The organism is Xanthomonas arboricola pv. juglandis (assembly GCF_905367715.1).
GTDB classification, from domain to species: Bacteria; Pseudomonadota; Gammaproteobacteria; order Xanthomonadales; family Xanthomonadaceae; genus Xanthomonas; species Xanthomonas arboricola.
This window is the reverse complement of sequence record NZ_HG999362.1, coordinates 4,113,786-4,135,748: the sequence shown is the minus strand read 5'-3', so window position 1 is coordinate 4,135,748 and position 21,963 is coordinate 4,113,786. Positions and strand designations below refer to the sequence as shown.

Annotated in this window: 19 protein-coding genes; 14 read left to right on the top strand and 5 right to left on the bottom strand. The window is 60.9% G+C overall.

Annotation, left to right across the window (positions count from 1 at the left end):
• Nucleotides 1-24: 24 nt before the first annotated feature.
• The 14 genes from KHN93_RS17720 (at nt 25) to KHN93_RS17655 (ending at nt 16,259) form a co-directional block, all read left to right on the top strand.
• Nucleotides 25-408, top strand: coding sequence for a DUF4398 domain-containing protein (locus tag KHN93_RS17720; RefSeq protein WP_039525328.1), 384 nt, complete (start codon nt 25-27; stop codon nt 406-408).
• The gene (locus tag KHN93_RS17715; protein WP_211920935.1) at nt 405-1,295 is read left to right on the top strand and encodes a coiled-coil domain-containing protein; all 891 of its coding nucleotides are present in this window, start codon (nt 405-407) and stop codon (nt 1,293-1,295) included. Before KHN93_RS17720 ends, KHN93_RS17715 begins: the two co-directional genes overlap by 4 nt.
• Nucleotides 1,296-1,640: 345 nt before the next feature.
• Nucleotides 1,641-1,859, top strand: coding sequence for an HP1242/YdcH family protein (locus KHN93_RS17710; RefSeq protein ID WP_002814034.1), 219 nt, complete (start codon nt 1,641-1,643; stop codon nt 1,857-1,859).
• Between the two features lie 288 nt (nt 1,860-2,147).
• On the top strand, nt 2,148-3,518 hold the full coding sequence (locus KHN93_RS17705; RefSeq protein WP_039513649.1) for a pyridoxal-phosphate dependent enzyme: 1,371 nt from the start codon (nt 2,148-2,150) through the stop codon (nt 3,516-3,518).
• 89 nt (nt 3,519-3,607) lie between these two features.
• Nucleotides 3,608-4,807, top strand: a complete 1,200-nt coding sequence (locus tag KHN93_RS17700; RefSeq protein ID WP_211920933.1) for a cystathionine gamma-synthase — start codon at nt 3,608-3,610, stop codon at nt 4,805-4,807.
• Complete coding sequence (locus KHN93_RS17695; protein WP_104560081.1) at nt 4,804-6,186, top strand: glycosyltransferase family 4 protein; 1,383 nt, start codon at nt 4,804-4,806, stop codon at nt 6,184-6,186. Before KHN93_RS17700 ends, KHN93_RS17695 begins: the two co-directional genes overlap by 4 nt.
• 101 nt (nt 6,187-6,287) lie before the next feature.
• On the top strand, nt 6,288-7,073 hold the full coding sequence (locus KHN93_RS17690; protein WP_181141871.1) for an ABC transporter permease: 786 nt from the start codon (nt 6,288-6,290) through the stop codon (nt 7,071-7,073).
• Nucleotides 7,070-8,356 carry an ABC transporter ATP-binding protein gene (locus KHN93_RS17685; RefSeq protein ID WP_104560079.1) on the top strand — a complete coding sequence of 429 codons (1,287 nt, stop codon included), beginning with the start codon at nt 7,070-7,072 and terminating at the stop codon, nt 8,354-8,356. The genes KHN93_RS17690 and KHN93_RS17685 overlap by 4 nt, the downstream gene beginning before the upstream one ends.
• Nucleotides 8,357-8,396: 40 nt before the next feature.
• The gene (locus KHN93_RS17680) at nt 8,397-10,685 is read left to right on the top strand and encodes a methyltransferase domain-containing protein (RefSeq protein ID WP_104560078.1); all 2,289 of its coding nucleotides are present in this window, start codon (nt 8,397-8,399) and stop codon (nt 10,683-10,685) included.
• A gap of 51 nt (nt 10,686-10,736) precedes the next feature.
• Nucleotides 10,737-11,798, top strand: coding sequence for a glycosyltransferase family 4 protein (locus KHN93_RS17675; protein ID WP_104560077.1), 1,062 nt, complete (start codon nt 10,737-10,739; stop codon nt 11,796-11,798).
• A gap of 20 nt (nt 11,799-11,818) precedes the next feature.
• Nucleotides 11,819-13,561 carry a glycosyltransferase gene (locus KHN93_RS17670; protein ID WP_104560076.1) on the top strand — a complete coding sequence of 581 codons (1,743 nt, stop codon included), beginning with the start codon at nt 11,819-11,821 and terminating at the stop codon, nt 13,559-13,561.
• A 37-nt stretch (nt 13,562-13,598) separates the two neighbouring features.
• On the top strand, nt 13,599-14,198 hold the full coding sequence (locus KHN93_RS17665; RefSeq protein WP_244812140.1) for a glycosyltransferase: 600 nt from the start codon (nt 13,599-13,601) through the stop codon (nt 14,196-14,198).
• Nucleotides 14,199-14,275: 77 nt separating this feature from the next.
• The gene (gene gmd, locus KHN93_RS17660; protein ID WP_024938358.1) at nt 14,276-15,310 is read left to right on the top strand and encodes a GDP-mannose 4,6-dehydratase; all 1,035 of its coding nucleotides are present in this window, start codon (nt 14,276-14,278) and stop codon (nt 15,308-15,310) included.
• Nucleotides 15,294-16,259 (top strand): GDP-mannose 4,6-dehydratase, encoded by a 966-nt coding sequence (locus tag KHN93_RS17655; RefSeq protein ID WP_104560075.1) that lies wholly within the window; start codon nt 15,294-15,296, stop codon nt 16,257-16,259. Before gmd ends, KHN93_RS17655 begins: the two co-directional genes overlap by 17 nt.
• A gap of 270 nt (nt 16,260-16,529) precedes the next feature.
• On the opposite strand, the gene KHN93_RS17650 is transcribed toward KHN93_RS17655, so the two are convergent.
• The 5 genes from KHN93_RS17650 to KHN93_RS17630 are packed head-to-tail and all read right to left on the bottom strand — an operon-like array spanning nt 16,530 to nt 21,942.
• Complete coding sequence (locus tag KHN93_RS17650) at nt 16,530-18,554, bottom strand: hypothetical protein (protein WP_211920931.1); 2,025 nt, start codon at nt 18,552-18,554, stop codon at nt 16,530-16,532.
• Nucleotides 18,554-19,870 (bottom strand): NAD(P)/FAD-dependent oxidoreductase, encoded by a 1,317-nt coding sequence (locus KHN93_RS17645; protein WP_024938355.1) that lies wholly within the window; start codon nt 19,868-19,870, stop codon nt 18,554-18,556. The genes KHN93_RS17650 and KHN93_RS17645 overlap by 1 nt, the downstream gene beginning before the upstream one ends.
• Nucleotides 19,867-20,292 (bottom strand): GtrA family protein, encoded by a 426-nt coding sequence (locus KHN93_RS17640; RefSeq protein WP_223214397.1) that lies wholly within the window; start codon nt 20,290-20,292, stop codon nt 19,867-19,869. Before KHN93_RS17640 ends, KHN93_RS17645 begins: the two co-directional genes overlap by 4 nt.
• Nucleotides 20,289-21,257, bottom strand: a complete 969-nt coding sequence (locus KHN93_RS17635) for a glycosyltransferase family 2 protein (RefSeq protein ID WP_228960050.1) — start codon at nt 21,255-21,257, stop codon at nt 20,289-20,291. Before KHN93_RS17635 ends, KHN93_RS17640 begins: the two co-directional genes overlap by 4 nt.
• On the bottom strand, nt 21,241-21,942 hold the full coding sequence (locus tag KHN93_RS17630) for an NAD-dependent epimerase/dehydratase family protein (protein ID WP_024938352.1): 702 nt from the start codon (nt 21,940-21,942) through the stop codon (nt 21,241-21,243). Before KHN93_RS17630 ends, KHN93_RS17635 begins: the two co-directional genes overlap by 17 nt.
• Nucleotides 21,943-21,963: the final 21 nt, after the last annotated feature.

The window sequence follows — 21,963 nt, the reverse complement described above, 5'->3', positions numbered from 1 at the left end:
AGACTTCTCGCTACGGCTCCCCTAATGACGGCTAGCTTCGCATACTTGCGGCGATCCCTGTATGGCATCGCCTGTTTCATGGTTCTTTCCTCTCCGGCTGCCGCCCAGGTGGCACCGGAGCTCACCGCCGCCGAACAGGCCGTGCAACGCGCCACCCAGGCCGATGCCGACCAGTACGCCCCTGATCTGGTCAATCTGGCCCGCCAGGAACTGATGCAGGCCCAGCAGGCTCAACTGGACAAGCGCCAGCGCAAGCAGGTGCCACAGATCGCCTTGCGCGCAGCGGCTGACGCCGATCTGGCCAAGGCGCGCAGCGAAGAGGCGGTGGTCACCGCCCAGCTGGAACAGCGGCGCAAGGAAGTGGCGCAACTGCAGAACAGCCTCAACACTGGGGAGGCCGGCCGATGAAACTGCGCCCGCTTCTTTATCTCGGTGTGCTGAGCCTGGGCACCCTGCCGTTGCTGGCAATGGCGGCCAAGGACGACCCCCAGGCCGACGCGCTCAACCGGCGCCTGGCCGCGCTGCAGAATGACCCGCAGACCAATGAACTGGCCCGCTTCGAGCGGCTGCAGGCGCAGCAGAGCGTGGCGGCGCTGGCCGAGGCCAAGCGGCGCGACCGCGACGAGCTGGTGTTTTTGGCCGACCGCCGGGTCGAAATCGCCGAACTCACTGCCCGCACCGCACTGGCGCGGCGCGAGCTGGATCGATTGGAAGGCACTCGCAACGACCTGCTGATCGAAGCCAGCCGCCGTGACGCCTCGCGCGCGCGCCAGGAAGCCGAGCGTCTGCGCGTGCAGGCGCAGATCCAGGCCGAGGAGGCCGAGCGCATGCGTCAGGCGGCCGAACAGGAGACCCTGGCCCGTCAGGACGCCGAGCTGGCGCTGACCAGCGTGGCCGGCAAGCAGACCGCCAAGCTCAATGCGGCCCAGCAAAAAGCGGTGCAACTGGCGCATGAAGAAGCCGAGCTGGTGGCCGGAGCCAAGTTGCCGTCCGCCAAGTTCGACAGCCGCGGCGAAGTGTTTTCGCTGGGTAGTGGCGCCTTCGGTGGCAAGGCCGCGCTGTCCGGCGATGCCGCGGGGCAGGCCAAGGCACTGGCCGAGTATCTGAACATCGGCAAGAAAGGCCGGGTCAGCATCGTCGGCTACGACAGCGATGCGGCCACCGCCAAGAAGCGGGCCGAAGCGTTACGCGATGCCCTGGTGGCTGCCGGTGTTGCCAGCGCACGGCTGCAGGTCAATGGCACCAAGGCCGCCGCCAGCAAGACGCGCGCTGCGGAGGTGGTTGTCTCGCCGTAATGCAAGTGGTTGGAAGTTAAGGTCTTTTAACCCGGGCATGACGCCTGGTTGAACCGCGGTCACTGATTGAGGCAGGGAACGGCAAAAGCAGCCGCTCTGGCCTTGAACCCCCTCCGCGACCGGCGTAGGGTCGTACTCCCGGGCAGCACTCCGCTGCCTGGAAGTACGGAGGGCCGGGCCAGTGACGCAAGGGCACGTATCAACGCAGTTCGGTGGACAGCTTTTTGGTTCCGCCAGTGCGCTTGCCATTGTGATCCGCGAGTCTTCCATCCCCAAGCAGCGCCCCGTGCCGCCCGCGGCCGGGGCGTTCTTGTTTTAAGTGTTTCAAGTGAAGGAGGTAACGCCATGTTCGAAGGGCAACCGCAGACCGAAATCGACGCATTGGTCAAGTCCGATCCCGAGTTCAAGCAGCTGTACCAACGCCACAAGCTCTTGAACAAGAAATGCATGGATGCCGAACTCGGGGTGCTCCCCATCGACGACGTAACCTTGGGCCAGATGAAGCGCGAGAAGTTGCAGGCGAAAGAAAAGCTCACCCGGATGTACGACCAGCTCACCCACTGATCCTTCCCCACCGCTAGAACAAGTTCACCGCCGCGGGCGGTGGCGGCCTCCTCGTCGGCTTGCCACCGTCCGCGTCTTTAATTTGCGCATCTGCGTGTCACGCGCCTGGCAGCAGGGCGCGATGCCCGTCTGGCGACCGCGCAGTCAGGCCGGTGGTAGTGACGCAGCGCTGGCTGAGCCCGCCCGTTCACGGGCCGGCGCGATCGGTTCCAGTCTGAATGAGCATTCCCCAGCCGTTCGTCGGATAATGGGCGGCCAAGCCCCGCGCGACGCAGTGACGATATTCCGATGGCGATCCATTCCTCCGTACTCGAACTGATCGGCAACACGCCGATCGTCAAGGCACAGCACCTGGACACCGGCGTCTGCGAGCTGTTCCTCAAGCTGGAGGCGGCCAACCCCGGCGGATCGATCAAGGACCGCATCGGCCTGTCGATGATCGAGGCGGCCGAACAGCGTGGCGACCTCACCCCGGGTGCGACCCTGGTCGAAGGCACTGCCGGCAATACCGGCCTGGGTCTGGCACTGGTCGCCCAGCAGAAGGGCTACCGGTTGATCCTGGTGGTGCCGGACAAGATGAGCCGCGAGAAGATCTTCAACCTCAAGGCCATGGGCGCCCAGGTGGTACTGACCCGTTCGGACGTGGCCAAGGGCCACCCGGAGTACTACCAGGACCTGGCCGCCAAGATCGCCGCCGAGACCCCGGGCGCCTACTTCATCAACCAGTTTGGCAACCCGGATAACCCGGCCGCGCACGAATTCGGCACCGGCCCGGAGATCCTGGCGCAGATGGACAACGATCTGGACGCGATCGTGTTCGGCTGCGGCAGCTCCGGCACCATGACCGGCCTGTCGCGCGCCTTCGCCACCGCCTCGCCGCACACCGAGCTGGTGCTGGCCGACCCGGTCGGCTCGATCCTGACCCAGTACATCGAAGAGGGCACGGTCAGCGAGAAGTCCGGCAGCTGGCTGGTCGAAGGCATCGGCGAGGACTTCCTGCCGGACATCTCCGATTTTTCGCGGGTCAAGAAGGCCTATTCGATCACCGACGCGGAAAGCTTCCACACCGCGCGCGAGCTGCTGGCCAAGGAGGGCATCCTCGGCGGCTCGTCCACCGGCACCCTGCTGGCCGCCGCGTTGAAGTATTGCCGCGAGCAGACCACGCCCAAGCGCGTGCTGGTATTCGTCTGCGATACCGGTAACAAGTACCTGTCCAAGATGTACAACGACTACTGGATGCTGGACAACGGCTTCCTGGAGCGCCCGCAGCACGGCGACCTGCGCGACCTGATCCTGCGCCCGTACAACAAGCGCGACACCGTGGTGGTCGGACCGAAGGACCTGCTGACCACCGCCTACCAGCGCATGAAGCTGTACGACGTCTCGCAGCTGCCGGTCATCGATGACGGCGAGCTGGTCGGCATCGTCGACGAGAGCGACGTGTTGCTGCATGTGTACGGCGACGAGGCACGCTTCCGCGACCCGATCTCCACCGCGATGGTCAGCAAGCTCGATCGCCTGGATGTCGCCTCACCGATCGAGGCGCTGCTGCCGGTGTTCGACCGCGGCCAGGTCGCCATCGTCATGGACGGCAACCAGTTCCTGGGCCTGATCACCCGCATCGACCTGCTCAACTACCTGCGCCGCCGCGTGCAGTGATCGCAGATGGCCGCGCGCCCGGATGGGACGCGCGGCACCGGCCATTCAGACCTGCTTGCTACAATCCGCCACTTTTTCCGGGAACCTCCATGTCCAATCGCACCACACCCAGCCACGATGGCGAGCGCGAACTCTCGCTCGCCACGCTGGCGATCCATGGAGGGCAGTCGCCGGACCCCAGCACCGGGGCGGTGATGCCGCCGATCTACGCGACGTCCACCTATGCGCAGTCCAGCCCGGGCGAGCACCAAGGCTTCGAGTATTCGCGTACCCACAACCCCACGCGCTTTGCCTATGAGCGCTGCGTCGCGTCGCTGGAAGGCGGCACGCGTGCGTTCGCGTTCGCCTCCGGCATGGCCGCCACCTCCACGGTGATGGAACTGCTGGACGCCGGCAGCCACGTGGTGGCGATGGACGACCTGTATGGCGGCACCTTCCGCCTGTTCGAGCGGGTGCGTCGCCGCACCGCCGGCCTGGATTTCAGCTTCGTCGACCTGACCGATGCGGCCGCCTTCGAAGCCGCGATCCGCCCCGACACCAAGATGGTGTGGATCGAGACTCCGACCAACCCGATGCTCAAGCTGGTCAATATCGCCGCCATCGCTGCGATCGCGCGCAAGCACGGCTTGCTGATCGTGGTCGACAACACCTTTGCCTCGCCGATGCTGCAACGCCCGCTCGGCCTGGGCGCCGACATCGTGGTGCACTCGGCCACCAAGTACCTCAACGGCCACTCGGACATGGTCGGCGGCATCGCGGTGGTCGGCGACAACGCCGAACTGGCCGAGCAACTGGCCTTCCTGCAAAACTCCATCGGCGGCGTGCAAGGCCCGTTCGACAGTTTCCTCGCGCTGCGCGGCCTCAAGACTCTGCCGCTGCGCATGCGCGCGCATTGCGAGAACGCGCTGGCGCTGGCGCAATGGCTGGAAACCCACCCCGCGATCGAAAAGGTGATCTACCCCGGGCTGGCCTCGCACCCGCAGCACGCACTGGCCCAGCGCCAGATGTCCGGCTTCGGCGGCATCGTCTCGATCGTGCTTAAGGGCGGCTTCGAGGCGGCCAAGCGTTTTTGCGAGAAGACTGAACTGTTCACCCTGGCCGAATCGCTCGGCGGCGTCGAAAGCCTGGTCAACCATCCCGCCGTCATGACGCATGCCTCCATCCCCGTGGCCCGCCGCGACCAGCTTGGTATCAGCGATGCGCTGGTGCGGCTGAGCGTGGGGGTTGAGGATGTGGGGGATTTGCGGGGGGATTTGGCGCAGGCGCTCGAGGCATCCAGTTCTCCATGACCGCGTCGCCGCAACGTCAGGGCATCTCTGCTTCCTGGCGGACCGGGCTTGCAGGACTGCGCATGCAGTCATGGATACGCCAGCAGCCGTGGCTGCAGCGCATCTATCGATTGTTTCCGCTTGGCCTGCGCGCGCGCGTATCCGCACTGCTCTCCGCCCGTGCCAGGGTGCAAACGCGCTTTCAGAGAACGGAGGCCTGGGACCTGGCACTGCAGGGCTGCGACGAGTCTTTGCAGCTGGAAAACAGCGGCGCCTTGCCTGCAGTCGAATCGGTAGCAGGTGTCAATATTCTCGGCTATATCCGTGGCGAATTCGGGTTGGCAGAGAGTGCCAGGATGTACGCGCGGGCACTCATCAACGCAGGGGTGCCGGTGTCGTTGTATGACCTGGAAATGGGGCTGCCACACTCCTGGCAGGAACGGAGCATGGACGGCTTTATCGACCAGTGCATGCCGCATCGGGTCACGATCGTCTTTGTGAACCCCGACTACCTGGAGGCCGCGTTCGAGCATGTCGGTCGCGCGCGCATGCAGGGGCAATACGTGATCGCCTGCTGGTTTTGGGAGCTGGAAATAGTCCCGCCGAGCTGGTTGAGCGCGATCGGACTCGTGGACGAGATCATGGTGGCCTCGCGGTTCATCGAAAACGCCTTCCTGCAGATTACAGACAAGCCGATCATTCGGCTGCCTTTGCCATTGTCCGACAGGCGCGATAGCGGGCTGCAGCGGCATGATTTTGGGCTCGATGCAGACAAGTTCGTCTTTCTTTTCACCTTCGATTTCCATTCCTTCGTCGCCAGAAAGAACCCGCAGGCAGTTGTGCATGCCTTCCAGCAGGCGTTCCCACGCAGTCGTGACGACGTCTGCCTCGTGCTGAAGTCAAGCAATGGGCATATGTATCCCGAACACATGCGTGAACTCCTCGCACTCGTGGTCCAGGATTCGCGAATCCTGTTACGTGATGAAGTGATCGACAACGCGCATGTGCGTGCGCTTCAGCGTTGCTGCGATGTGTATGTCTCGCTGCATCGTGCAGAAGGTTTCGGACTGGGGCTGGCCGAGTGCATGTCGCAGGGCAAGCCCGTCATCGCGACCGGATGGTCCGGCAATATGGAATTCATGACCAGTCGTAACTCCTGTCTTGTAGAGTACGATTTGGTCGCCGTTGCAGGCCGGTACCCCGATTCAGACGGCGCCAGCTGGGCCGAGCCGCGGGTTGAAAGCGCAGCTGCTGCCATGCGGCGCCTCGCCGACGATCCAGCACGCGCGCGCGCGCTCGGTGAGGTGGCGAGGGACGACATTCGCCTGCAACTTTCCCCGGACACTGCGGCGCGGCAACTGATGGCGCGGGTTGCGGAAGTAACCGAAGTCATGGACTGACCGCGCCGGTGACGGCGTAACCTCATTCATGGGCATGCAGCGATCTGTGTGCAGCGGCTTCAACAAGGTGCTGAACGATTTCAGAGGTAGCAACGTTGGACATGATCCGGTCCGTATGGGCCTTCCGTTATTTCATCCTCTCGTCAATCAGGAACGATCTGCGACTGCGTTTTGTGCAGAGCAAGCTGGGCGCGTTGTGGATGATCATCCATCCGCTCATGCAGGTACTGATCTTTGCGACGATCCTCTCTGAGGTCCTGGCGGCCAAGTTGCCGGGCGTCAACAACAAGTTTGCCTACGCACTGTACCTGATGGCCGGAACGCTGTGCTGGACCCTGTTCGCCGAATGCATTGGCAAGTGTGTTTCATTGTTCGTAGATAACGGCAATCTGATGAAGAAGCAGGCCTTCCCGCGGATCTGCCTGCCACTCATTGCCGGTGGCACTGTCATGGTGAACAACCTTCTGCTGTTCCTGGCAATCATCATCGTGTTCGCGATCCTGGGGCATACCCTGGGGCCGCAGGCGGCCTGGCTGCCGCTGCTGATGCTGCTGACGCTGGCTTTCGCGATGTCGATCGGATTGCTGCTTGGCGTCTTCAATGTCTTCGTGCGTGACATCGGGCAGGTTGTGCCGGTCGTTCTGCAGGCGATGTTCTGGGTGACGCCTATCGTTTACACCATCGATATCCTTCCAGAGCAGACGCAGCAGCTGTTCAAGCTCAATCCGCTGTTCCCGCTCGTCAGCGCTTATCAGGGCGTGCTTCTCTACGGGCGCTCTCCGGAATGGATGGGCTTGGTGCCGTTGATGGTGGCGACGGCCGTCCTCTGCACCGTGTCCATGATTGTTTTCCGCCGCGCGAGCGCCGAAATGGTGGATGCCCTATGAGCGCTATGCTGACTGTAGAAGGACTTGGAAAGTCCTATCGCGTATGGGGGAGCGAGTGGTTGCGCGCAGCCAGTTGGTTCGGTCTGCAGGTCAAGCCCCGTGAAGAGCACTGGGTCCTGAGAAATGTCGGATTCTCGGTCGCTCCCGGCGAGTCTATCGGAATCATGGGCCGCAATGGTGCTGGTAAAAGCACGCTGCTTAAATTGATTACCGGCACCTCGCAGCCTACCGAAGGGCGAATCATTCGGCGTGGGCGCATTGCCGCCATCCTTGAATTGGGCATGGGCTTCAATCCTGATCTGAGTGGACGCGAGAATGCCCGGCATTCTGCGGGGCTCATGGGTTATACCCTGGAGCAGATCGAGGCGGTCCTGCCTGAAATACAGGAATTTGCTGAGATCGGTGAGTATTTTGACGAGCCGGTGCGTACATACTCGAGCGGAATGCAGGTGCGCGTTGCCTTTGCGGTGGCCACGGCGTTCCGACCGGACCTGCTGATCGTCGATGAAGCGCTGTCGGTAGGAGATGCATACTTCCAGGCCAAGTGCTTTAAGCGAATCCAGTCCTTCAAGGAAAAAGGGATGACTCTGATTCTTGTGAGTCATTCTGTCGGGGACATCGTCAAGCATTGCGACCGCGCCATCCTGATCAAGGGGGGGGCTGTCCATGCCGACGGTCCGTCGCGTGAAGTGTCAAATCTCTACCTGGACGAACTTTTCGGCAAGAAGCCTGCCTTGCTCCAGGCCGAGGCAACCGACCTGCCGCGCGAGATGGGCACTGGCGACGAAGACGTCTTCCATACCCGTCCGTATTACAATGCCGACGAGCATCGCTGGGGGCAGGGCGGGGCGCGGATACTGGATTATGTGGTGACCAGTGGCGGGCAGGAGTTTCCCGCACGTGTCGAAAGCGGCGCCAGGACCGCGTTTTACGTCAAGATTGCATTTGACCGGGATTTCGACAGCGTTGTCCCCGGGTTTCTAGTGAAAACGATCGAGGGGCTGTTCCTTTACGGTACCAATTCCTTTCTTTCGAGCGGTGGGCAGGCCGGGATTTCCGTAAAGGCAGGACAGGTCATTGTCTGCAAGTTCACCATGCCTCTGGATCTCAACGAAGCCAACTACCTGGTTTCCCTGGGTATCTCCAGTGGCGACCCACTCCTGGAACTGACGCCTCTGGATCGCCGCTACGATGCCATCGTGCTGGATGTCGCCAGAGGCATGCAGTTCTGGGGAATGATGGATCTCAAGGCGGATTTCGAACTCGTAGAGGCGTCGTCGTGACGGCTGTGGGATTCCGCATCACTTTAGCGAACAAAGAGTCATGACCGAACCGATGAATATTGACGCGCTGGTGGCAGCCTTGCCGGAGAAGTATCAGCCCATTTTTGGCCACCCGGAACTCTCGGACGGCAGCTCTCGCGGTTGCGAGGACAGGCTGGTGCTGATCCGCGACTGTGCACGGCAGCTGCAGGCAGCGCTGGGGCGGCGGTTGCGAGTGCTGGATCTCGGCTGTGCGCAGGGGTTCTTTTCTCTGAGTCTTGCGGCCGACGGGCACCAGGTGCACGGTGTGGATTTTCTCGATCTCAACGTCAACGTGTGTCAGGCGCTGTCTCGGGAGCATCCGGTGTTTGCCGTATCGTTCGAGCACGGCACGGTGGAGGATGTCATCTCGCGGCTTGATCCGGATCAGTACGATCTCGTGCTGGGTCTGAGCGTTTTCCACCACCTTGTGCATTCTCAGGGAATTGCGCGTGTTGCGGCGCTGTGCCGAAAGCTTTCCGAAGTGACTGAGGCAGCAATCTTTGAATTGGCATTGCGGGAAGAGCCACTTTACTGGGCGCAGTCGCTCCCGCATGACCCTGCAGAGTTGTTGAGCGATTATGCGTTCACCAGGCTGTTGGCGCGGCAGGCGACCCATCTGTCCGCCGTTTCCAGGCCTCTGTACTTCGCCAGTAGCCGACTGTGGTACGTGGGAGAGAGTGTCGGCCGATTCAGTTCCTGGTCGGGCGAGGCGCACGCCTACGGGCGCGGCACCCATCAATACAGCAGGCGCTATTATTTCGGCGAACAGGTTTTCGTCAAGAAAATGACGATGGGGATCGGCGGGCGATCCGAGATCAATCGGCAGGAATTCGATAATGAGGTGGAATTCCTCAGCAATCCACCGGCGTCCTACCCGGCACCCCGGTTGATCGCAGCGCTGGACGATGCGTCTGATCTGTTTCTGGTCAGGGAGATGGCGGAAGGACGTCTGCTTTCTGAGCTGATCGATGACGGCTCTCCGTATGACGCCGACCGAGTGATCGCTGATCTGCTTGAGCAATTGGTGATACTCGAGCGCGCCGGTCTTTACCATAATGATGTCCGTTGCTGGAACGTCTTGATGGCCCGGGATGGGCGCACGCTCCTCATCGATTATGGTGCGATTTCCAGCGATGCCACCGATTGCTCCTGGCTCGGTGATTTGCTGCTGTCGTTCCTGATTACCGTAAAGGAAATATTGCAGCGGCAGATCGTTCCGTCCAATCCAGGTCGGGAGCCCGCGCTTGACTTCATGGTTCTGCCGCCCCGCTATCGGAATGCCTTTATCCAGGCCTTCGGCCAGGAGCAGACTCGCTGGACCTTCGCCGAACTGCAGCAGTGCATTGCGCGTGGTGAGGCAGGTCCGGACCGTGCGCCTGAGTGGACCTCTCTGTATCTGCACATGCAGCAGGCATTGCTCAGCTACAACACGCGCCTGGGCGCGCTTTATACCCAGAACGAGCATGACAGGGTCGAACTTGCCGGGCGTGCGTCGTTGCTGGAGCGGATGCAGGAAGGTGTCCAGCAGAGCCAGGAAAAGATTGCATCCCTCCAGCTTGACGTGGAGACGGCCGATGCCCGTTATCGCGATCTTGAAAGGGCTAGCGTTCAACTGAACAACTGGGCAAGAGAGCTGGAAAAACGCGCTTCTGCAGTTGAGGAAAATGATGGCGTTCTAGCCGATCGCCTGGCCGAGCAGACGGCAAACAACGCGACGCTGGCTGCACGCGTCGCGGAACTGGAGTTGGAGCTGGTCGAGCGCCAGCGGGTTCGCGAACTGTCGGAACTGCTGGCCGCCGATGTCAGCCGACTCGTTGAAGAACGCGATGCAATGCAGGTGAGGATGGTGGAACTGGAACAGCTCAACGAGCAGCACGAAACCACCAATGCCCAATTGCAGGCCAGGATTGCCTCGCTGCTGGAAAGCGTCAAGACGTCCGAGGCGTCCAAAGTCGACGATGGGCGCAGACTGAGAGATTTGCAGGCGGACTTGTCGCAACGTCTCGAAACCATAGAAGCGGCACGTCATCGCGTGCGTGAACTGGAAATTGCCGTCCAGATGCTGGAGAGGCAGCTTGCAGAGTTTCATGCCAGCCGCTCATGGCGCGTCACCGCGCCGTTGAGGTGGTTCAGTGTGAAAGTGAACAAGCGCGGCGCTCCTCCCGCTGTCCCGTTGATTCAGCGGACAGAGGGAGCGGGTACGGCTGTTTCGGAGCACACCCTGGATACCCCGGCTGGCGTAGCCATCGACAAGCGGCTGGTCGCGCTGGATCAGTTAGGTGCTCGCATCAGAAGGATGCGCAAGTAAGATCGGGCAACGCAGTTGTGTGGGCAGGGACATCATTGAAGGGGAATTTACTTGAAGAGAGTTATTGTGCTTGGCGCGCAAGTGCCGTTTGTTAGGGGCGGCGCCGAGCTTCTCAACGAGGAGCTGGTCAGGCAGATTAATCTGTGGGGCAAGTCGCGCAATGTCGTTGCAGAACTGGTGCAGCTGCCTTACAGGTGGTACCCGGAAACAGAGATCATGTCCTCCCTGTTGGCATGGAGGTTGCTCAATCTGAATGACAGTAATGGTCAAAAGATCGACCTGTGCATCTGTACCAAGTATCCGACCTATGCGGCGTCGCATGACAACAAGGCGCTTTGGCTCGTCCATCAGCACAGAGTGCTTTACGACCTGGGGCGCACGCGCTTCGACCAACCGCACCTGACCGCCAGGGAATCTGCGATTCGTGATGCCTTGCGTGCGTCTGACAAGGAGTTGCTGTCAGAAATCGAACCTCGCTACACGATCTCCCAGACGGTCACGGACAGGCTGCAGCAGTACAGCGGCCTGGGATCCGAAGTCCTTTATCCACCGTCTAAGCTGGCGCCCTTCATCAAATCCGGCGACTACGGGGATTACGTGCTGTGCATTGGCCGACTGGAGTCGATGAAGCGTCCGGATCTGCTGATCCGCGCCGCCCAGCACGTTCCCCATGCCAAGGTGGTGATTGCGGGCACGGGGGCCGGCGAGTACGCACATTCGCTGGCGCCTCTGGTACGTGAGTTGGGGCTGGAGGATCGTGTCGAGCTGGCGGGCTTTGTCGACGACGCGAAGCTATTGGAGTTGATTGCCAACTGCCGCGCAGTCTTTTACTCACCAGTGGACGAGGATTACGGTTTTGCAACGCTGGAAAGTTTCGCCGCATACAAGCCGGTCATTACGGTGGATGATAGTGGTGAAGTTGGCCGAATCGTTCAGTCCACCGGTAGTGGTTGGGTGACGCGTCCCACGCCGGAGGCCATTGCGGAGAGCCTGGTCGATTGCTACTCGAAGCAGCCGGCGCAGCTCCGTGCCCTCGCCGAGGAAGGTCAACGCATGAGCACCTCCATTACGTGGGACCGCGTGATAAGCAATTTGGTGGAGAGCCGGCTTTGAGTGCCCCGTATCGCATCGCGATGGTTGGGCCACAGCCCCCGGAGCGCTCGGGCATTGCGGAGTATTCGGCGGGCCTGGTGGAGATGCTGCGGAAGCAAGGCCTGGACGTTGATGTGATTACCCGGGGCCGCCTCGAACGCGAGGGGGCAACAACCGTGATCGACACCCTCCGGGATGTGGATGCGGTCGTCTACCAGATGGGAAACCATCCCGCGTTCCATGGCTGGATGCTGCCGCTGATGGCGGCCAGGCCGGGCGTCGTCCATCTGCACGATCTTGTGCTGCATCATATGGCTGCGGGTGTCTTGAACGACGAAGCTCGCCTGCTGAACGGCGATTACCTCAGCCTGCTGGAGAAGTGGCATTCGGCGAACGAGATCAGCGCCGCTAGTTTGGCGCTTCGCTGCGGCGCTCCCGTGTGGAATCGCGAGGATGTGGTGCAGTTTCCTCTTCATCAGGTGGCCACCAAGCTCGCCATCGAGGTCGTGGTGCATTCCCGCTATGCGGCTGATCGCGTCGCTGCGGACTTTCCATGGCTTCCCGTCACCGTGGTGCCGCAGCTGTATCCTGTGGTCGCACCGCACCGCGTACGTGACCAGTTGCGTACCATCGCGCTCCTGGGCGGCGGGCATGCCAACCGACGTTTCGACTGGGTGGTGCAGGCCCTGGTCGCCATCGACGCAGATCTGACGGAACCGGTCACGCTGGAAATCGCGGGGGAGCTGGAGGTTGCTGTCAGCGTGGAGCTGGAAGCCTTGTCAGGCCTCCGCAATGTGCGGCTGATCAATCATGGACACGTTGACAATGACCAATTCCGCAGCGTCTTCGAGCGAGCGGATTTGATGATCGCCCTGCGACAACCGACGATGGGCGAGACCTCCGCAGTCGTGTCCAAAGCGCTACAGGCGGGCCTTCCGACCATCGTATCGGATCACGGTTGGTACGCCGAGCTACCTGTATCGGTAAAGAAGCTTGCGCCGGATGCCGGGTGTTCGGGAGCGCTGGCAGACCTGCTGCGGCAGCTGATCCTGGACCAGAGGTCCTATGCAGCCTGGGCGGACGGATGCGCCGATGCCGCCCGCCGAGCGGCATTCGACCCATTCGTGGCGGCTGAGCAATATGCGCGTGTCTTGCGGAAACACCGCGTATTTTCCGATTTCAGGGATACCGTTGCCGAAGCAGTGGCAAGTTTGAAATTCGATCTACACTCCCCGCTTGCTGACGAACTGCATCGGATCGACGTGCTGAGCACATTGCGGGGAGATCACTGGGTTGGGAAAGCCATCAGCGCACTGGAAGAGCAAGAGCTGGATCCTGATGCCCGTATCGTAGGAGCATCGGTTGGCTACCCGTATGACGAGCCCTTGCCCGAGGCGGCTTTTCAGGGCCAGGCCGTCGTGCTGGAATCACCGTCGGTCGTGGAGCCCACGAGCCTGATCTCCCTGAAAGTGGAGCTGATCAATCACAGCGACTATCCATGGCTCAGTCCTTTTGGCTATTCGCTGAAGCCCTTCGGTATCTACCTCGGACATTTCTGGTTCTCTGCGGATACGACAGAGGAACTGGCCGAACAGCCTCGCCATTTCCTGCATGACGTGGTGACCCCGCTGTCGTCCGGAATTCATGAAATCACGGTCCGTGCTCCGGAAGTTCCAGGTGAGTATTACCTGGAGCTGGATCTGGTCCAGGAATCAGTTTGCTGGTTCAAAAGTCGTGGATTTTTGCCGGCCCGGCTTCGCGTGCTCGTGGAAGCCACTCAATAATCAGCGGCGTATGTCCATCCATCACAGGTCTTCACCCATGAACGTAATATCCAAATTGCGCGCCCAGTCGGGCATCGTAGTCGCATTGATGGCGGTCATCGCCTTGGTCGGCTGCTCCAGGTCGCCGGACGCTAAGCAGCCAGCGCAGGGTGCGGTACAACAGCAGAAGACAGTGGCCGAAGCGCCCGAGATGAGCGGCGCATTGACGCAGGACCAAGCAGGGGCCCGCTATGCCATCGCGTCGGATCCGGTTATCGTTCAGAATGGGGCCTTGCTCAGGACCGTCGTGTCGGTCACCAATCTTGGCAAGGTCATGATCAGTTCGACGGGGAAGCTGCCGGTAAACCTTGCCATTTCCCTGGCGGACCGTGACGGTGCCGTGCTTCAGCAGGATTTTGTGCGCGCATCGCTTCCAACCGGTGGGATCGCCGCGGGCAGTACCGCCGAGGTGACCGTTGAGGTGCCCACACAGGCCGTGCTTGGCAAGGTCATGCGGTTCGGCCTGGTGCAGGAATCGGTAGCGTGGTATAGCGACTTCATGATCGAGCCCATTGACTACGGCCCGATTACAGCGTGCCAGGATCAAGGCAAGCAGGCCGTTTGTGGCGCAGGCGGAAAGCCCTTGGCCACGCGCTGAATCCAAACGATCACTGGAACAGGGCCGGCTTCGCTCAGGCTTGATTCAAATCCAATACGTAAATCAAGAGACTATTAATGAAAACTGCGTTGATTACCGGAATCTCCGGCCAAGATGGTGCTTATTTGGCCCAGCTGTTGTTGGACAAAGGCTACCGCGTGTTCGGTACGTACCGGCGCACGAGCTCGGTCAACTTCTGGCGCATCGAGGAGCTGGGAATTGCAGCGCATCCGAACCTCAATCTGATCGAATACGATCTGACGGATCTGGGCTCAAGCATCCGCATGCTTGAGAGCGCCGGAGCCACCGAGGTCTACAACCTGGCTGCTCAGAGTTTCGTCGGTGTGTCCTTCGACCAGCCAACCACCACGGCCCAGATCACCGGCATCGGTCCTGTCCACTTGCTGGAAGCGATCCGCCAGGTGAACAAGGACATCCGCTTCTACCAGGCGTCCACCTCCGAGATGTTCGGCAAGGTGCAGGCAGTCCCGCAGATCGAGAGCACGCCGTTTTATCCGCGCAGCCCTTATGGCGTTGCCAAGCTCTACGCACACTGGATGACCGTCAACTATCGTGAGAGCTACGGCATTTTCGGTTCGAGTGGCATCTTGTTCAATCACGAAAGTCCATTGCGTGGACGCGAGTTTGTAACGCGGAAAATCACCGACTCTGTCGCAAAGATCAAGCTTGGAATGTTGGACTGCCTTGAACTTGGAAACCTGGACGCCAAGCGCGACTGGGGTTTCGCACGCGAGTATGTGGAAGGCATGTGGCGGATGTTGCAGGCTGATGAGCCCGATACGTTCGTGCTTGCGACCAACCGGACCGAGACGGTACGCGACTTCGTCGCAATGGCCTTCAAGGGCGCCGGGATCCATGTCGAATTCCGCGGCAGCGACCTGGATGAAACGGCGGTGGATACCGCAACCGGGAAAGTGGTTGTGCGGATCAACCCGAAATTTCACCGTCCGGCCGAGGTTGATCTGCTGATCGGCAATCCTGAGAAGGCCGAGCGTCTGCTCGGATGGCGTCCAGAAACTACGCTGGAATCGTTGTGCCAGATGATGGTGGACGCTGATCTGCGGAGGAACGAGCGTGGTGCTTCATTCTGATCTCGGCAGCAAGCGGATCCTGATTACAGGAGCGTCCGGTTTTACCGGGCGCTATGTGACGGACGAACTCAAAGCACAGGGCTGCGAGGTCATCGGTCTTGGAGGGGCGGAGCATTCGGTACCCTCCTGGGCTGCTGGGCTGAGGCCGGCTGACCGATATCTCCAGGCCGATCTGCGTGATGCAGATGGCTTGCGCAACGTACTCAAGGAAAGTCGCCCGGATATCGTCATTCACCTGGCGGCACTCGCATTTGTGGCGCACGGCAATGCAGATGATTTCTACCAGGTGAATTTGGTCGGTACCAGGCACCTTTTGCAGGCGATCGACAACGCTGCGATTGCCCCTGAGCGTGTCCTGATCGCAAGCAGCGCCAATGTCTACGGTAATTCCTCGGCAGGTCGACTAGACGAATCGGTCACTCCTGCGCCGGCCAACGACTATGCGGTCAGCAAACTCGGTATGGAGCATGTCGTCCGATTGTGGCAAGGGCGCCTTCCCTGCACGGTGGTTCGCCCATTCAATTACACAGGGCGTGGCCAGTCAGAAAATTTCTTGATCCCCAAGATCGTGTCCCATTTCGCAAGGCGGGCCGCACGGATGGAGCTCGGGAATCTGGACGTGGCCCGTGACTTCGGCGATGTCAGGGCTGTTGCCTGCGCGTACCGTGGGCTGCTTCAGTCCGAGGCGGCGGTGGACCGCACCGTCAACGTATGTTCCGGCATCGCGTTCTCGTTGAGGGAAGTCATAGACCTCTGTGCCCAGATCACCGGTCACACACTCGATGTCTCGGTGAATCCTGCATTCGTTCGATCCAACGAAGTGAAGATGCTTTGCGGGGACAATACGTTGCTGCGGCAGATGACCAGTGATTGGTCATGTCCCCCATTGCGGGAAACGCTGGAATGGATGTTGACCGCGCCATCCCAGGACGAGCCACTCGCCGCCTGATTGGTGTCATGGGAGGGGCGCTGCAACGGCGCCCCATGGATCCGCATGATCGCCATCTCCAGCCCGATTCAATCGGCCCGGCGTCCACCCGGCCGGTGGATCGTGGCATTCCCATCGCATGATTGCTCGCGCCCAACGACGGCTGCGGCAGAGAGCTCTTTATCCGGCGATGCAGACCGCTTGACGGCCGAATCACTCTGGCAGGACGCAAGCGTGTCTGCCAGGCCGCATGTCTTGCACTTTACGTGTCAAGACATGCGGCTGCTCTTCTCAGGGACGGGTTCCCAGTTCCAGTGACATCAGATAAATGCCCAGTACCCGGTCATCCAGGGACATGCCCAGTTGCGACGGCGATGCAGGTTCGTCATAACGCATCTGAATACGGACTTCTTGCCCCGTCTGCAGTTGGGGCAGGCTGATCCTCAGCGGTTGCGGTTGAGGCGTCGATGCGGTCAATTTCTGCACCTGCCACTGCCCGTCGTTGACACGTGCGCTTACCTTCATTGAGGTCCTCTTCGGCGCCCATAGTCCAGACACGTGCAACACCAACGGTGCTCCCTCGGGAATGGATTGCTGCACACTGAATTTGAGTTCGGACTCATCGCCGATCGACCATGTACCGGATGGCTCGTCTGCCGACCAACCCGCGCCCAGATATGGGCGAATGTGTCCGGGGGTGAGGGACTGCGCCGCGGGCAGGATCGGTGCCTTGGGCAGATCCTGTCGGTCTACCACGAAGTAGCGGGCAGTATCCGGCCTGCGATCGAACTTCTTGGCGACGAGTTCCGCAGCGCTGTCCGGGGCCAGCGCGCACGCTCCCGCGGGATACACGGTAATGGGCGCGCCTTCCTGTCCTGGAATGTAGAGCGCCTTGCGACATCTCGGACCTACCACCAGGGCAGGAAGGCTCGACGGGGGACCCTCGGTGGCAGCATTGCGCTCAAAGAAGACCTCTTCCGTCGGACTCCAGAGCCACGGCACGTAGCCATAGATGAGCTGGGCGGCGCGGCTGGGGGTCAGGTAGGACTCGACCTTCGCCGGCCAGGCCGTACGCGCGCTCAAGACGGCGGTAAGCGCAACGATGACCCACGTTCCAGTGCCAAGCCAGCGACTCCAGCGAGTCGGCCCCATCGGTTGCAGCGCGGCGATCAGCGGATAGAAAAGGCAGATGTACCACAGGCCGTATCGTGCCGGTCCGAATGTGCCGCCGGAGTTGATGTTGGTGGTCGCCGCCTGCGCAAGCATGGCCGCCAGCGCATAGACGACCACGTAGACGAGCAGGGTCGGTGCCGGGCGCGCGTAGCGTCGCTTGATCAGGCCGTACAAGGCAACTGCAAGGATCACCGGCCCCAGCGGCCAGCTGGGCAGTAGCCCGATATCGGGGTCGAACAGGTAGCGCAACGACGACAGGACGTGCAGATCAGAGACCTGCGCGCCTCCGTTGATCAACTGCGGGGTGATGCTGCCGAAGCGCGAAAAGTAATAAAACGGGTGCAACAGGGCAAACACCGGGGCCAATGCAAGTGCCAGGACTTCCAGCGACGACATGCCGGAAGCTCGCGACCTTGCGTGGATGACCAGCGCGAGGACGCAGGCCAGGCAAGCAGGCACCGCAAAACTGATGTTCTGACTCGTCACAATCGCAAGCAGCAGGCCTGTATACGCCCAGCGCCGCTGCAAGGCGCAGGCCAGCGCCGCTGTACTGAGCACCACTGTGAACAGCTCGGTGTGCACCTTGTTCACGTACCACAGCACTGGTGACGCAAGCAGGATCGCTGCAGCCGCAAGGATTCCCCGCCGGCCGTGCAGGTGGTGGCACAACAGGAACAGGCCCGCAATCAAGATGGCGTGCAGCAGCATGTAGTGCGCATGCGACTCGGTGCTGAGGCCAATGACTTCGCCTGCTTCCCCGACCGCGGCTGCTGCTGCAGGGTAAAACCAGAAGTGATTGAAATCAGTACCGCCGTTGACGGTCAACGGCCGGTACATGTTCTTGAGATCGGCAACCGGCTGCATTCCCCGGATCTGGCCCGACAGTCTCAGCCGCTCGTAAGCGGCCCATGTCTCTTCCTGGACGTAGGGCCGATGTTCGATGCCCATGGCCATTTCCATCGCGTAGTATTCCGAGCCGTCGCCGGTACGGTCCCTCGGAAAGCTACAGAGGACTGGATACAGTACCGCGACGATCAGCAGCCCAGCGACCAGATACAGCAAGGCGATGCGAATACGTCGCTGGTTGTCCGACATGTTCCGGCGCAAGTCATCCGTGCCCTGTGCAACGTATTCGGTAGTCATTAACGCCCGTCCGAAGCCAGAATGTCGTTGGCCAGGTTCCTGCCTTCGCGCACGGCATAGTTGGTGCCGCGGTCTTCCGGATAGACCTGCGCCATGCTGGTCAGGTAGACATTGGGCAGCGGGGTCTTACGTCCCGGGACCAGGCTCGAATAGTGCTTCTCGGCGATCGGCTGGGCGTATTCGGCGCGCCATACATGGACGTCCTGAATCCAGCTACGGTCGAACGCGGGAAACATCTTCTGCAGATGCGGCAGCGAGAAGTCGACCAGCTCCTGGTCGGTCATCGTGTACATCGGGTGGCTGGTCGGAAGGTACTTGGACAGGTAGACGATATGGCGACCACCGTACGAGCTGGCCGGCTCGAAGTTCGTATGCTCGATCACCCCGACGTACGGGAATCCGGGATCGTTGACATTCAGCCAGTAAGTTTCAGACAGGCTTCGGTCCAGCGAAAGCACCATGCACACATTCGCCAGATAACGGATGCGCCGCAGCGACTGCAGGAATGCGTCGTCGGTCTTGCCCTGGAGCAGGTTGGCAGAGATGGGGAAGGCGGTCGACAATACGACGTTGTCAGCCTGCACTTCGCCGTCTTCCAGCAGCACGCCGGTGGCAACGCCATTCGCGGTCAGTACTGAGGTCGCGCTGGTGCCAAGCCGAATTTCACCACCCAGTCGAACGATGGCTTCACCGAGTTTTTCAGCCAGCGCGGCGAAGCCGCCGCGATAATAGGCGAGCACTTCGTCGCCCGAGTTGCTGCGGCTGCCGCCGCGCAACACAAGCTTTTTCCAGAACCAGACCGCGGAAACATCGTCGGCCACATCGCCGAACTTGCCGACAAGCAGCGGATCCCATACGACCTTGTAGGCTTTCTCGCCACACAGGTCGAGCAGCCATTCCTTGGCACTGAGATTCTCCAGTTTCTTCCAGTCCTTGACCGAGCGGGCACGCAGGACTGCGATGCCAAGACGGATGCGATCGATGAACGGCAGGGCATCGAACCGGAGCAGGTCCATTGGAGTGCTGAGGCGATAGAACTGGTCCGCAAAATACATGCCGGTCCGGGTGGGGCGCAGCACGATGTTGTCGTTTGCTCCCAATTCTTCGATCAGCTTGAATATCTCGACATCGTTGTTGAACCAATGGTGATAGAACTTCTCGAGGACCTGGTCGCCAACCTTGAAACCGCCTGCCAGGCCGCCAAGTTCATGGTCACGCTCGACGACCAGGACGCGCTTACCCTGCTTGGCGAGCTCGTAGGCGACAGATAGGCCGGCGAAGCCGCCGCCGATGATCACAGTATGGAATTGGTTCATTTGCTTGAGATGCTCGCAGGGGATCGGAATGTAATGGCGCGATTTAGAGAGAATTGCAGAATCAGCACGACCACTAACGTGGCCAGCTTGGCCCAAAGCGGATTCCAGCCGAGGACCGAAACCAGGCCCCATAGCAATGCGCTGGAGACGAGGTAGCCCACCAACGCCGTTGCAACGAAGAGGCCGAGACGCCGCATCGTTTTATCGTAGGTCTGAAACGTGAAGTGGCGATTCAGTGCGAAACTGAGCAAGGTGCCGGCAAGATAACCAGCCGCGTTGGCGAGTTGGTAGTTGACGTGCAGCCAGATCAGCCCGGTGTACACACACAGGTCCAGGCAGACGCCGGAGCCCCCGCAGACCGCGTAAAGGACAAACTGGCGGATGCGCGGATCCGCCAGCGCCACGCGCAGTAATTTCATCATGTGGCCCGTTCGTTATGTGATGGGATATTCGCGGTCGACTCAATCACTGCTTGCGGCGTGGCGTTGACGTGCCGCAGGGCGCGGCCGAGGTATTCGCCAATGACGCCGATCGCAAGTAACTGGACGCCGCCAGTGATGAGCACGCAAACCATCATGGAGGCCCAGCCGACCGGCATGGCGTTGACGGTGAACCGTTGAACGACAAAGACCAGTGCAAGCAGGAAGCCGAGCATGGAGACGGCAATCCCCATCAGCGAGGCAAGTCTCAGGGGAAATACCGAAAAGCTGGTGGCCATCTTCAGCCACAGCGAGATGGACTTGCGGAGGCTGTAACCGGACTGTCCGTCTGCACGCGCGTGATGGTCGATCTTGATGCTGGTGATTCTCGTCGTGGTGGCAAGAATCAAACCATCGAGATACACGTTGGGGCCGGTGAACTTGACCAGTTCTTCCCGGACTCCAGCGACCATCGCACGAAACGGCGACAGATAGAGTCCTTGGGGCTTGCCAAGCAGATACACCGCCATCCGGTCATTCAGTGCGCTTCCGGCTTTCTTCCACAGTGCGTGCTGCTTGGAATGGAAGCCTGCGTAGCAGACATCGTAACCATCGCCGAGAGCGGCAAGCAGCGCGGGAATGTCGTCGGGATTGTGCTGCAGGTCGTCATCCATGGTGATGATCTGCTGGCCGCGCGCCACACGCAGGCCGGCCATGATGGCGTTGTGCTGGCCTGCGTTCTTGCGCAGGTTGATCACCTTCCACCAAGGCCGCTCGCGCGCCAAGTCAAACAGCACCTTGCGCGAGTCATCCGGGCTGCAGTCGTTGACCAGGATGACTTCAAAGGAATCGCCGAACATGGTGGGCAGTGTCCGGCCCAGCTTGTCTGCGAGTTTCGGCAGGATCGACGCACTCTTGTAGACCGGGATAACGACCGAAAGTTTGCAGGTCTCAGTTGGCATTGTCATGGCGATGATATTTTTCCAGGAGGCGCCGCGTGTACCCGGGGCTTACGTCGATGCCAAGTGTCGGTGCGACCTGCATCATGAGTGTGGCATCCGGCTGCGTCCCCCCGGTGCGGTCGACAATCTCGCGGCGCGCATGCAGGCCCAAGATCGATTCCATGACGTCCACCAGTGCCGGCATGCTGATGACCTCCGGCGGTGCCAGGCTGGCGCGCAGTTGCTCGGGCGCTCCATCCTGCAACAGGCGCATGGTGATTGCGGCGACGTGCTCAACGTCTATCAGGCACCTCACGGCACCGGACCACATCGGGATCGGCTCGCCGCTGCGTAGACGGTCGGTCAAGAAATTGATCAGGTTGTGCGGATTTCCCGTGCGCCCCACCACTTGCGGCAGGCGCAGGATCAGATAGCGGCCGCCGCGATCGGCAACCAACTGTTCCATCCGCACTTTGTGACGGGCGTATTGACCGCTCCCGCGATCCGGGTCTTCGATGCTGCAGGTACTGAAATAGACGAAGGCGCCCCTGGCGGCCGCAAGCCGCTCCTCCAGCAGTTGCTGTTCGCGCGCATAGGCGGAGGGGTCGATCTCACTGGAATTTGAGACTCCGGATGCGAATAATGTAGCCTCCAGTGTTTCGATAGCTTGAGCATCAAAAGCGGATGCAAGCAGTCCTCTACCGACAATCATGGGCGCGATGGATCCTCTGCA

What these genes read in the sequence shown, in the direction of transcription:
- KHN93_RS17720 (WP_039525328.1), top strand. Translation starts at nt 25, where the DNA reads ATGACGGCTAGCTTCGCATACTTGCGGCGATCCCTGTATGGCATCGCC.
- KHN93_RS17715 (WP_211920935.1), top strand. Translation starts at nt 405, where the DNA reads ATGAAACTGCGCCCGCTTCTTTATCTCGGTGTGCTGAGCCTGGGCACC.
- KHN93_RS17710 (WP_002814034.1), top strand. Translation starts at nt 1,641, where the DNA reads ATGTTCGAAGGGCAACCGCAGACCGAAATCGACGCATTGGTCAAGTCC.
- KHN93_RS17705 (WP_039513649.1), top strand. Translation starts at nt 2,148, where the DNA reads ATGGCGATCCATTCCTCCGTACTCGAACTGATCGGCAACACGCCGATC.
- KHN93_RS17700 (WP_211920933.1), top strand. Translation starts at nt 3,608, where the DNA reads ATGTCCAATCGCACCACACCCAGCCACGATGGCGAGCGCGAACTCTCG.
- KHN93_RS17695 (WP_104560081.1), top strand. Translation starts at nt 4,804, where the DNA reads ATGACCGCGTCGCCGCAACGTCAGGGCATCTCTGCTTCCTGGCGGACC.
- KHN93_RS17690 (WP_181141871.1), top strand. Translation starts at nt 6,288, where the DNA reads ATGATCCGGTCCGTATGGGCCTTCCGTTATTTCATCCTCTCGTCAATC.
- KHN93_RS17685 (WP_104560079.1), top strand. Translation starts at nt 7,070, where the DNA reads ATGAGCGCTATGCTGACTGTAGAAGGACTTGGAAAGTCCTATCGCGTA.
- KHN93_RS17680 (WP_104560078.1), top strand. Translation starts at nt 8,397, where the DNA reads ATGACCGAACCGATGAATATTGACGCGCTGGTGGCAGCCTTGCCGGAG.
- KHN93_RS17670 (WP_104560076.1), top strand. Translation starts at nt 11,819, where the DNA reads ATGGTTGGGCCACAGCCCCCGGAGCGCTCGGGCATTGCGGAGTATTCG.
- KHN93_RS17665 (WP_244812140.1), top strand. Translation starts at nt 13,599, where the DNA reads ATGAACGTAATATCCAAATTGCGCGCCCAGTCGGGCATCGTAGTCGCA.
- gmd (WP_024938358.1), top strand. Translation starts at nt 14,276, where the DNA reads ATGAAAACTGCGTTGATTACCGGAATCTCCGGCCAAGATGGTGCTTAT.
- KHN93_RS17650 (WP_211920931.1), bottom strand. Translation starts at nt 18,554, where the DNA reads ATGACTACCGAATACGTTGCACAGGGCACGGATGACTTGCGCCGGAAC.
- KHN93_RS17645 (WP_024938355.1), bottom strand. Translation starts at nt 19,870, where the DNA reads ATGAACCAATTCCATACTGTGATCATCGGCGGCGGCTTCGCCGGCCTA.
- KHN93_RS17640 (WP_223214397.1), bottom strand. Translation starts at nt 20,292, where the DNA reads ATGATGAAATTACTGCGCGTGGCGCTGGCGGATCCGCGCATCCGCCAG.
- KHN93_RS17635 (WP_228960050.1), bottom strand. Translation starts at nt 21,257, where the DNA reads ATGACAATGCCAACTGAGACCTGCAAACTTTCGGTCGTTATCCCGGTC.
- KHN93_RS17630 (WP_024938352.1), bottom strand. Translation starts at nt 21,942, where the DNA reads ATGATTGTCGGTAGAGGACTGCTTGCATCCGCTTTTGATGCTCAAGCT.